This is a genomic window from Gracilibacillus suaedae (assembly GCF_017599345.1).
Taxonomy (GTDB): domain Bacteria; phylum Bacillota; class Bacilli; order Bacillales; family Amphibacillaceae; genus Gracilibacillus; species Gracilibacillus suaedae.
The window spans coordinates 1-9,692 of record NZ_JAGFVL010000034.1; the positions used below are offsets into that span (position 1 = coordinate 1).

A 9,692-nucleotide genomic window follows, 5' to 3' on the forward strand; every position below is an offset into this window, starting at 1 on the left:
CCAAAAGTTCTCTTCTTTCGAAAATCAGAACACTACGCTTAGCGGAGGCAGAATACGGAGACTCCTATGGGAACTTACGCGAGTCTGAAGACCCCGCAGGAAAGCGACTTTTGCTTTCCGAGGAGGCGGAGGCCGTGCCCACGGAAAGCGCAGTATTCTGCCGGAGCGTATGGCAGCACTTATCAAAATGCAAAGTGGAAGAGAGCAAATCTATGTCCACTTTACTTCGCAGTTTATGTATTTTGTTCATATTTTTTCAGCTTTATTTCTAAAACGAAGGCTGACAATTGAATATGCCAGCCTTCGTTTGGTTTATTTGGTTTTGTTAAGGAATAACAGACAAAAGAGACAGTCGCCTTCTTGTCTTGGACTTCCAAAATGAACGTTACAAATATGAAAGCCTTCTTCATAAAGTCTGGCTAAATTATCGTATCCTTCGCCAATTCCAGCTTCATCATCAACTTGTTCATTTTGATCGGAACTTTCCGGTTCATTGTCCAATCGTTGTCTGAGGTGATGATTTTCCATCTCCAACCGGTGATTTTCTTCCAGCATTTCGCCTAACTGCTGTTTCAAATCCCCTAATTGCTGATATAATTGACCAATTTGTTCTTCCATGTCAGAAACTTGTTCAAATAATTCCTTTTTCTTCACGTACTCCACCCCATTATTCTGTGGCCTGGGTATTAATAACTCCTTCATCTATTAGTTCATCTAATGTATATTCAATCATACGTTCCTTTTCTGGAATTTCGATTTGAATAAGGCGTTCAAGTATATTGAGTCCGACTACCTTTCCATGGCCATAAGCTGTCGTTATTTCTTCACCTAGATCCGGTAACTCTTTTTTAGCCGTTTCATAATCATCATTCTCATATTTCAAACAACACATTAAGCGACCACAAAGACCAGAAATTTTAGACGGATTTAAGGAAAGGTTTTGATCTTTCGCCATTTTAATCGATACTGGTTCAAAATCACCCAAAAATGTAGAACAGCAAAGCATACGACCACAAGGTCCAATCCCGCCTAAAAGCTTTGCCTCATCTCTAACCCCAATCTGACGTAATTCAATACGTGTTTTGAAGACAGAAGCAAGATCTTTTACTAAATTACGAAAATCAACTCTGCCATCAGCTGTAAAATAGAAAATGACTTTATTGCGATCAAAAGTGTATTCTACATCGACTAAATTCATTTCCAATTCATGTTCTTTTATTTTCCCCTGACATGTTTGATAAGCTTCTTCGGCAATTTCCTTATTCTCCACGACAATCAATTTATCTTTGTCATTGGCAATACGGATTACTTTCTTGAGGGGAAGAACAACATCTTCTTCATCGACTTGCTTATTCGCAACAACAACCTTGCCAAACTCTACTCCTCTGACAGTCTCCACAATGACATAATCATCAGTATCAACTTTTAAGTCATCTGGATCAAAATAATATATTTTACCCGCTTTTTTAAAACGGACACCTATAACTTCTATCACAAATATTCACCTCTGTATTTGAAGTGTTAATTGCTCCAATACTAACTGTGGATGCACATTTTGTTCTAATTTTCTTTTAGCATCCATAATATATTGTAAGTTATTTGTTGCATGGTTGATAGACCAATACATAGCTGCTGTTTCCAACTTATTATGGTGATTAGCAAACACAACCCAAGAAGGTTCATCTAAATGATAATGAACAATATCTCTGAACCATAACAATAATAAATCAAGCCCTTCCTGCAACTGTGTACGCTCTTTAAAATGTGGCATCCACTGCGTATGCACAAATATTGGCACTTCGTCTGAATTATGTTGAAGCATTTCAACTAATTGTACCACTAATTTTCGTGACTGTGCAAACCAAGTATCCTTACTCTTTTCGACCGCTTCTGTTACATTATTAGTTACTTGAGTCATTAAACGGGCATTTACTTCTGTTAAACCTTCTCTTTGTAAACTTTCTTCTAGTTGCTTGGGGTTTAGTGGTTTAAATGCAATCATCTGGCATCTGGACCGAATCGTAGACAGTAGCGAATGACTATTCTCTGTTAACAGAATTGCAGTTGTTTGCTGACTAGGTTCTTCTAAAAACTTCAGCAACCGATTAGAGGCATTATCGGTCATTTTTTCCGCTTGTGATATAATATATACCTTTTTATTGGACTCTAGCCCTGTATATGTAAATTCTTTTTGCAAATGTAAGATCTGTTCTTTCTTAATACTTGCTCCATCAGGGATGATAATATGTAAATCAGGGTGATTCCCACTTTTAATCCGACGACAGTCACTACACTGATGACATGGATCGATAGTTGTCCGTTCTTTACAAAAGATACTCATTGCAAAAAGGAGTGCAAGCTCATACTTTCCTGTACCTTTATCACCGTGGAATAGATAGGCGTGAGATATTCTTGATTTTTTGATACTGTTCATTACCATCTTACTGACAACAGATTGTTTTTCTAACATGTCCGCCCATACTGTGTCCATAATATTGCCTACTTTCCTCTTTGTATTGAGTAAGAAAAACTGGACACATCACGCCCAGTCCTTATCGCTATATGCTAAATAGCCATTGTGAAATATATCAACCGAATAACCACCACTCCGGTTGACCACTTCCCTTTCAGTGGGGTTTGCTATAGCGATTGACTTGCACTAGTTATCTTTCAAAATGGCAACTCCATCTGAATAGCTATCCTTGCTTTTTTAAAGAAGAGGATGGATTTAGTTTCCTCCACTAATCTACCCTCTGTATGCTTACGTATATAGGTTAATGAGGAGTCCTTTTATTTCTCCAATTAAGTCCAAGATCTGAATAGAGTTTTTTTCTTGGTCCATAACAGATTCAGTTAATTCCATTAACTTTTCATCTACTTCTTCTACAATGGTTAATCTACGGTTATCTCCATCTAACATAAAACTGTGCGATTGTTTCAACCCCATCCCGTAGTCCACTGCTTCTTTGACAAATCGCTTGACCATTCTTTTATATGCAGCGAGATCTTTAAAGGAACGAAACCGAGCAATTTTCTGTCCTTGAGCAGTCAATTCACTCATTAATTTTTGCAGCTCGACTTGTTTTAATTGTGTTGATTGCTGCTTGACCATCGTATCAAACCGTTGTGATGTTGGCCTTGATTGTTGATCCTTTTTGTTCAATGCTTCGAGTTGTGTGCGCATTTCTTGGCTAATTTTCATAAATGGTGAAACCTACCTTTTAATATTGATGAAAAGAATCGACAGGTACGACAAATACTGTTGCTCCACCAACTTCGACATTAACTGGTCGTGGAATATAAGAGTCCACATTTCCGCCCATCGGAGAAACAGGTGAAACCAATTGCTCTCGTTGGCTGCAATTATCACGGATAATATCTAGTGCATCATCTACATGTTCATCCTCACAACCAATCATCAGTGTCGTATTGCCTTCCTTTAAGAACCCACCAGTAGATGATAATTTGGTCGTTTTAAACTGCTTTTCTCCAAGTGCATCAATCAAACGATTACTATCCTTATCTTGTACAACCGCCATAATTAATTTCACAATTGCCACCTCCTTTTTTATTTCACCTTAGTATAAAATGAGACTTCCATCAATAAGAGATTACTTCATCTTGCTGTGTTAGCAATAATTTTATCAAGGTACTAGCATCCGTTATCCACCACTTATAGTTCTTTAATGCTTCTAAATAAGAGCTCATGGAGGTTCACCGTGATAAATATGCTTTTACCTTTTTATATGATTGTTCTTCTACTTCTATTATATCAAAATTCGCATCAATTCTCTCGATACGATCAGGAAATTTTGTAAGTAATTGTTGATATGCTTCATAAACCTTTTGATGAAAAGATAATGATTCTAAATCTAACCTATTTTGTTCCCTTTCTACATTTTTATTAATTCGTTTTAATCCCTCTTCAGGATGTATATCAAAAAACAAGGTAAGGTCTGGCATCTGGTCTGCAATTGCAAATTGATTTATTTGAAAAACTTCCTCCACACCAAGACCACGTGCTGCTCCTTGATAAGCAAGACTGCTATCTACAAAACGATCACAGAGTACAATTTTATCCTCTTTCAATGCAGGTTCTACTATCTCCACTAAATGTTGCCTTCGTGCAGCAGCATATAATAATGCCTCTGTTCGTGCATCCATCATCGTATTCTTTGTATCTAAAATGATATCACGAATTCTTTCGGCAATTGGAATACCACCTGGCTCTCTTGTTTGGATTACTTGAAATCCCTCTTCTGTTAAGCGTTGTGCCAGCCGGTTAATGATAGTTGTTTTCCCAGCACCTTCGCCACCTTCAAATGTTATAAACACGTTCATTCTCCTTCTGTTAGATCATAAATATATAAACCATTTCTTCGATTATTTGGTTGAAAACTCATTTTTTGTTCAAATAAATCTTGTATCTTTTCTACTGTTGTTTCTCTGATTTCCTCCCCTTTTGCAAGCAAGGGAATTCCAGGCGGATATGGAATAATTGCCTCTGCAGCAATTTTACCAGATGCATCCTCCCAACTGCACCACTTTTGTTGTTGATGTTGCATATCTGCATATGATAATGCTAGTGGTGTAATATCTTCGTTAAAGTAATGATTTTTATCTTCTATTTTAGCATGCTTAAAGGAAAAAATTAATCTATCAGTAATTCTCCTTATTTTATCTTTTAAAATGTCAGGATCAATTGTTGGCTCTAATCCCAAAATAAATAGTATATGTTTGTCCGTCATTAATTCTGGATATAGCTTTTCTTCTGCAAATAGTTGTTTGATATCTTGACTATTTACTCCTTCTTTAACTCGTAAACATATTTTTAATGGATCATCGCTCTGTTCTAAGATCCAGTCATCACTATTATTAAAACATGCACGAATTTTTTCTATGTAAGCAAATAAAATATCACTTTGTTCTGGCGTAAAAGTAGCTAAATAATACCTAGCTAAGTCCAGACTTGCCATAATGGGATACGATGGACTACTTGATTGTAACATTTGCAAATAATAGCTTATCCTCTCTCGCTCTACTCGACTGCTTTGTACATGAAGATATGCTGCCATCGTTAAAGCAGGTGTCATCTTATGTGCGGACTGGACAACAATATCTGCCCCCAGTTCCACAGCAGATGGAGCAGATAGATAAGGTAAAGAAAAGTGACAGCCATGTGCTTCGTCCACTAGAACGGTTATGTTACAAGAATGAGCAAGATCAATAATTTCTTGAATTGGATATATGTCTCCAAAATAATCTGGATAGGTAAGAATAACTGCTTTCGCCTCTTGGTATTTAGCTATTGCCCCTTTTACAGTTGCTACAGAAGGTGCTGTATACCTCTGATTGAGTTTATCATAAGCTGGAGGCAGGAATATTGGTTGGACTCCTGCTAACTCCATCCCATGCAAAATCGATTTATGGCAATTTCGCTGTACGAGGACTTGATCTCCTGAATTACAGCTTGCTAATATCATAGCTAAATTTCCTACAGTACTGCCATTCACTAAGAAATATGTATAGTTAGATTGAAACCAATCAGCAGCTAATTCTTGTGCTTTTTTAATAATACCCTCTGGTGCATGTAAATCATCTACTCCATCTAATTCAGTTAGATCCATTTGCAAAAACGATTGAAAATGTTCCTTCGCCTTAGAGACAAATATTTCTCCATTTTTATGGCCTGGAACGTGGAATGATACATTTCTGTTATCTTTAAAGTCTCTAATTGCTTGATAGAGTGGTGTTTGATTTTGCTTGTTATCCATCCTATGGCCTCTCTTTTATAAATAATCTGTATTGATAGCTTATGTAAATTTAGAAAAAAATAAATGGAATCACTAGTAGTGACTCCATTATATAGTATAAGAAGATTGATTGATAGCACGTAATTTTTCTACATAGAATTGATAGTTTTCGTCTTTGGGACTCGTAGAAATAATTTTTTCCTCACATTCCTGACAAATATAAAGTTGATATAAAAAAATTCCGTCTTCCTTTGTTTGATTACATATACCACAAATATGAATATTCTTCCCCATATGCCACACCTCCATTAAGTAGTATGGCCAATCTAGTAAATAATATACAAAGAATAATAGATTTTTTTACTTCGACAATTTTATTGTTTTTTCACGTGAAACATTTTTATTTCTTGTATCCAATCACTTGAATTCGACAGTAATCTGCAAGCCATTGTTGATCTTTGTACAACAATGGTTTTAATTTATGTTCAACATGGTTAACTAATTGGTTTGTTTCAGTCTTATTCAAATGGGCTAACAAACCTGCAGCAAACATAATAATCCAATTTTTCAATCCTTCTTCTCCATCCAATGGAGTTGGCCTTGCAAAATACCTTGCATAACTGACCTTAAATCCGACTTCCTCCATTAGCGAAGCATACTCTCCTATACTTGGAAAATACCATGGTTCCTCTAATTGATCATATGTTGGAAACAATTGATGATAAGAATCCTGAATCGCCTGTCTTATATATAACACATTATCTTTACCACCAAACTCAGCTACTAACCTTCCATCTGAATGCAAGCTTTGATATAACTTTTCTAATGCCAGCTCTGGTTGCGTCACCCAGTGCAATGTAGCATTAGAAAATACGGCATCAAATTCATTGTGAAACTCCATATCATATACATCCATTATTTGAAAATGAAGGTTTGGGTACTTATTTTGAGCTTCTTGTATCATATTAGCTGAGCGATCTACTCCTGTAATATTAGCACCCATTTTGGCTATTTCATTTGCAAGATCACCAGTACCACACCCTACGTCAAGTATCCGCTCTCCTTCCTTTGGAGAAAGTAAATGCATCACACCTTCACCCAAGTTCGATACAAACCTATGCCTTTCATCATACAAAGCAGAAGACCAGAAATCCATAAAACCCCTCCATTTCTTTTCAAACATTATATACTAATGTTTAGGACAAGGGTACCTTTTTATAAAAATCATTTTAAATAGATAACGATTTCCGGTAGAACCCTATTTTCTTTAAACCTCACCGGTCCTTTATTAAATGCTAATCGGATGTATATTACTTTGGTTTGGTAGTAATTATGAAATATTTGAACAGCTTGATCACCACTTCGGCTGCCCACTTCCCTTTCCGTGGGGTTTGTATAAATGCTAGTTTATAAATGTACATAAATGATCATTTAAGAATGTACAACCCTGACCGATAAATGCATACTTAATTTGAGGTGAGGAGAATGCATTTATCGATTAATTTAACAACTGACTTTAAAGTGGATAGTCTGACAGACTTATCCAAATATAAACTAATGATGGAGAGTCTTGGGATGAAAATTAATAAGAGTGAACTAGCACGGCAACTAAAAGTCGATCGACGAACAGTTGATAAGTATTTAAATGGATATGTTCCTAGTAAGTCCAGAAGGCGGAAATCTAAAATAGATGATTATTATGGCGTGATATCCCTTCTTCTTTCAGAAGATTCACCGCAAGTCTTTTATTATAAGAGGGTGTTGTGGCAGTACTTAACAGATAATCATGGATTAGATTGCTCACAATCTCGTTTTAGAAGTTATATATCTAGTAAACCCGAGTTTCAATCTTATTTTTCCAACGGAAAACGAACACCTTCAGCTAAACCGGTGTTGAGATTTGAAACCCCACCTGGAGAACAAGCTCAATTTGATTGGAAAGAAAATATAAAGTATATCACACGGGATGGAGAAATTATCTATGTGAATGTTGCGGTTTTATTATTATCACATTCTCGGTTCAAAGCTTTTTACCTGACGCTATCTAAATCACAGAGTGTTCTCATGTCTTTTCTTACCGAAACCTTTGAGTCATTAGGTGGCGTACCTAAAATACTACTAACAGATAACATGAAAACTGTTATGGATCATCCGAGAACATCTTATTCAAAAGGTGTGGTCAACGAACGTTTTGATCATTTTTCAAAGGATTTCGGATTTAACCTTAAACCATGTGAAGCAGGTAAACCACAAACGAAAGGAAAAGCCGAAAATGTCATGAAATTATTGGATGAAATTCATGCTTATCAAGGTCAATTAAATTATGAAGAGTTACATGAATTTGTACAATCCTTAAGTGAACGTGCTAATCATAGCTACCACCAAGGAACAGGAAAAATTCCTATATTGGCTTTTAAACAAGAAAAGAATCTCCTACAGCCCCTACCCAGGAAGTCTATAAGAGATTCATATAAAATCGTTCATAAACTTGTAAAGGTTAATCCATCAAGCATGATTACTTATCAAAGTAACCAGTATTCAGTCCCACCTGAATACAAAGGAAAAACCGTTGGTTTACAAATTTATGATAACCATATACATGTTTATTATAACACGGCCTTAATCGCTAGACATCCCATTAGTCAAATGAAACTGAATTATGATCCATCACACTATGAAAAAGTTTTATCTATGAATACGCATGAAGGTATTGATACGGATGATTGGTCAAAAAGAAATTTAGAGGCTATTGGGGAGGTCTATAAAGATGAATAGTAGTTACCAGCAACTCGTTAAAAATCTCGAATATTTGAAGCTAAAACAAATGCATGAACATCTTGATGACATTATTGATACAGCAGTATCTAACCAACAATCTTTTGTCGAAACGCTCGTTAAGTGGACAAACCATGAAATAGATCGACGTGAGCAAAATATGGTACGTTCCATGGTCAAAGTCGCAGCTTTTCCTCACTTGAAGGAGGTGAAGGATTTTGACTTTGAGTTTCAACCGTCGGTTAATAAACAACAGATACTAGACTTTACTACATTACGATTTATCGAAGATAAAGAAAACATCGTTTTTCTGGGACCAAGTGGAGTTGGTAAAACACATTTGGCGACATCGATTGGAATAGCTGCAGCTAAGAATCGTAACAGTACTTATTTCATTAAATGTCATGAACTCATTCAGCACCTAAAAAAAGCACGGGCCGAGAATAGATTGGAAGCTCGCTTAAAACATTACAGGAAATATAAACTATTAATTATTGATGAGATAGGGTACCTTCCTATTGATCAAGAAGATGCCAAACTCTTCTTCCAACTCATTGATATGAGGTACGAGAAGAAAAGCACCATCCTGACCACCAATGTTAATTTCAAGCAGTGGGATGAGGTCTTTCAAGATTCCAAACTCGCTAATGCCATTTTAGATCGAGTTTTACACCACGCTACAGTGGTAAATATCATAGGTGATTCTTACAGAATCAAAGATCATTTGGATAAAGAAAATGATTAAGATTGTACATTCTTAAACAGTCAAAACTGTACATAATTAACTTGACATTTATAGGTTTGCCCTTCAGCTAACTTTTTCGAGCAAAAATCGCTCGAAAAAGTGGATCTTCGGGTCAAACAATTCCCACAGGAGTTGAAATGGGCGGCCTACGCTAAGTATTACTCTATAACATATGTCAGAGCTAAAAACTTGGGTTATTATCCCGAAAAAGCGCTAAAATATAGCATTGGAATCTCTAAAAAAGTTGTGATACCAATGTTTATATACTTTCCTTACAAGTAAACAAAAAACTTCTTAGTCCTATAACTAAGAAGTTTTTAAAAATGCCTGGCAACGTCCTACTCTTGCAGGGGCGCGAGCCCCAACTACCATGGGCGCTGGAAAGCTTAACTACTGTGTTCGGCATGGGAACAGGTGTG

11 protein-coding genes and 1 rRNA gene are annotated in these 9,692 nt (G+C 36.2%); 2 read left to right on the forward strand and 10 right to left on the reverse strand.

The window, feature by feature from the left end; genetic code table 11:
• Positions 1 to 312: 312 nt before the first annotated feature.
• The 9 genes from yabA to J5J03_RS09730 form a co-directional block, all read right to left on the reverse strand.
• Positions 313 to 654, reverse strand: coding sequence for a DNA replication initiation control protein YabA (gene yabA / locus J5J03_RS09690; RefSeq protein ID WP_208589121.1), 342 nt, complete (start codon positions 652 to 654; stop codon positions 313 to 315).
• Between the two features lie 13 nt (positions 655 to 667).
• The gene (locus J5J03_RS09695) at positions 668 to 1,495 is read right to left on the reverse strand and encodes a PSP1 domain-containing protein (protein ID WP_163578584.1); all 828 of its coding nucleotides are present in this window, start codon (positions 1,493 to 1,495) and stop codon (positions 668 to 670) included.
• Positions 1,496 to 1,501: 6 nt separating this feature from the next.
• Positions 1,502 to 2,491: a DNA polymerase III subunit delta' gene (holB, locus tag J5J03_RS09700; RefSeq protein WP_208589122.1), complete on the reverse strand. Its 990-nt coding sequence runs from the start codon at positions 2,489 to 2,491 to the stop codon at positions 1,502 to 1,504.
• A 270-nt stretch (positions 2,492 to 2,761) separates the two neighbouring features.
• The gene (locus J5J03_RS09705) at positions 2,762 to 3,202 is read right to left on the reverse strand and encodes a YaaR family protein (protein ID WP_208589123.1); all 441 of its coding nucleotides are present in this window, start codon (positions 3,200 to 3,202) and stop codon (positions 2,762 to 2,764) included.
• Between the two features lie 19 nt (positions 3,203 to 3,221).
• The gene (locus tag J5J03_RS09710) at positions 3,222 to 3,551 is read right to left on the reverse strand and encodes a cyclic-di-AMP receptor (RefSeq protein ID WP_208589124.1); all 330 of its coding nucleotides are present in this window, start codon (positions 3,549 to 3,551) and stop codon (positions 3,222 to 3,224) included.
• 163 nt (positions 3,552 to 3,714) lie between these two features.
• The gene (gene tmk / locus J5J03_RS09715; RefSeq protein ID WP_331460463.1) at positions 3,715 to 4,335 is read right to left on the reverse strand and encodes a dTMP kinase; all 621 of its coding nucleotides are present in this window, start codon (positions 4,333 to 4,335) and stop codon (positions 3,715 to 3,717) included.
• A 2-nt stretch (positions 4,336 to 4,337) separates the two neighbouring features.
• Positions 4,338 to 5,774, reverse strand: a complete 1,437-nt coding sequence (locus J5J03_RS09720) for an aminotransferase class I/II-fold pyridoxal phosphate-dependent enzyme (RefSeq protein ID WP_208589131.1) — start codon at positions 5,772 to 5,774, stop codon at positions 4,338 to 4,340.
• A gap of 87 nt (positions 5,775 to 5,861) precedes the next feature.
• Positions 5,862 to 6,047 (reverse strand): sigma factor G inhibitor Gin, encoded by a 186-nt coding sequence (locus J5J03_RS09725; RefSeq protein ID WP_163582980.1) that lies wholly within the window; start codon positions 6,045 to 6,047, stop codon positions 5,862 to 5,864.
• 106 nt (positions 6,048 to 6,153) lie between these two features.
• Positions 6,154 to 6,909: a class I SAM-dependent methyltransferase gene (locus J5J03_RS09730; protein WP_208589132.1), complete on the reverse strand. Its 756-nt coding sequence runs from the start codon at positions 6,907 to 6,909 to the stop codon at positions 6,154 to 6,156.
• A gap of 329 nt (positions 6,910 to 7,238) precedes the next feature.
• Here J5J03_RS09730 and istA point away from each other — a divergent pair, with 329 nt between their 5' ends.
• Positions 7,239 to 8,528 (forward strand): IS21 family transposase, encoded by a 1,290-nt coding sequence (istA, locus tag J5J03_RS09735; RefSeq protein ID WP_208589135.1) that lies wholly within the window; start codon positions 7,239 to 7,241, stop codon positions 8,526 to 8,528.
• Positions 8,521 to 9,273 carry an IS21-like element helper ATPase IstB gene (gene istB / locus J5J03_RS09740; protein ID WP_208589144.1) on the forward strand — a complete coding sequence of 251 codons (753 nt, stop codon included), beginning with the start codon at positions 8,521 to 8,523 and terminating at the stop codon, positions 9,271 to 9,273. Before istA ends, istB begins: the two co-directional genes overlap by 8 nt.
• 325 nt (positions 9,274 to 9,598) lie before the next feature.
• Here the strand turns inward: istB and rrf are convergent.
• A 5S ribosomal RNA gene (rrf, locus tag J5J03_RS09745) occupies positions 9,599 to 9,692 on the reverse strand; the annotation flags it as partial.

What these genes read in the sequence shown, in the direction of transcription:
- holB (WP_208589122.1), bottom strand. Translation starts at nt 2,491, where the DNA reads ATGGACACAGTATGGGCGGACATGTTAGAAAAACAATCTGTTGTCAGT.
- J5J03_RS09705 (WP_208589123.1), bottom strand. Translation starts at nt 3,202, where the DNA reads ATGAAAATTAGCCAAGAAATGCGCACACAACTCGAAGCATTGAACAAA.
- J5J03_RS09720 (WP_208589131.1), bottom strand. Translation starts at nt 5,774, where the DNA reads ATGGATAACAAGCAAAATCAAACACCACTCTATCAAGCAATTAGAGAC.
- J5J03_RS09725 (WP_163582980.1), bottom strand. Translation starts at nt 6,047, where the DNA reads ATGGGGAAGAATATTCATATTTGTGGTATATGTAATCAAACAAAGGAA.
- J5J03_RS09730 (WP_208589132.1), bottom strand. Translation starts at nt 6,909, where the DNA reads ATGGATTTCTGGTCTTCTGCTTTGTATGATGAAAGGCATAGGTTTGTA.
- istA (WP_208589135.1), top strand. Translation starts at nt 7,239, where the DNA reads ATGCATTTATCGATTAATTTAACAACTGACTTTAAAGTGGATAGTCTG.
- istB (WP_208589144.1), top strand. Translation starts at nt 8,521, where the DNA reads ATGAATAGTAGTTACCAGCAACTCGTTAAAAATCTCGAATATTTGAAG.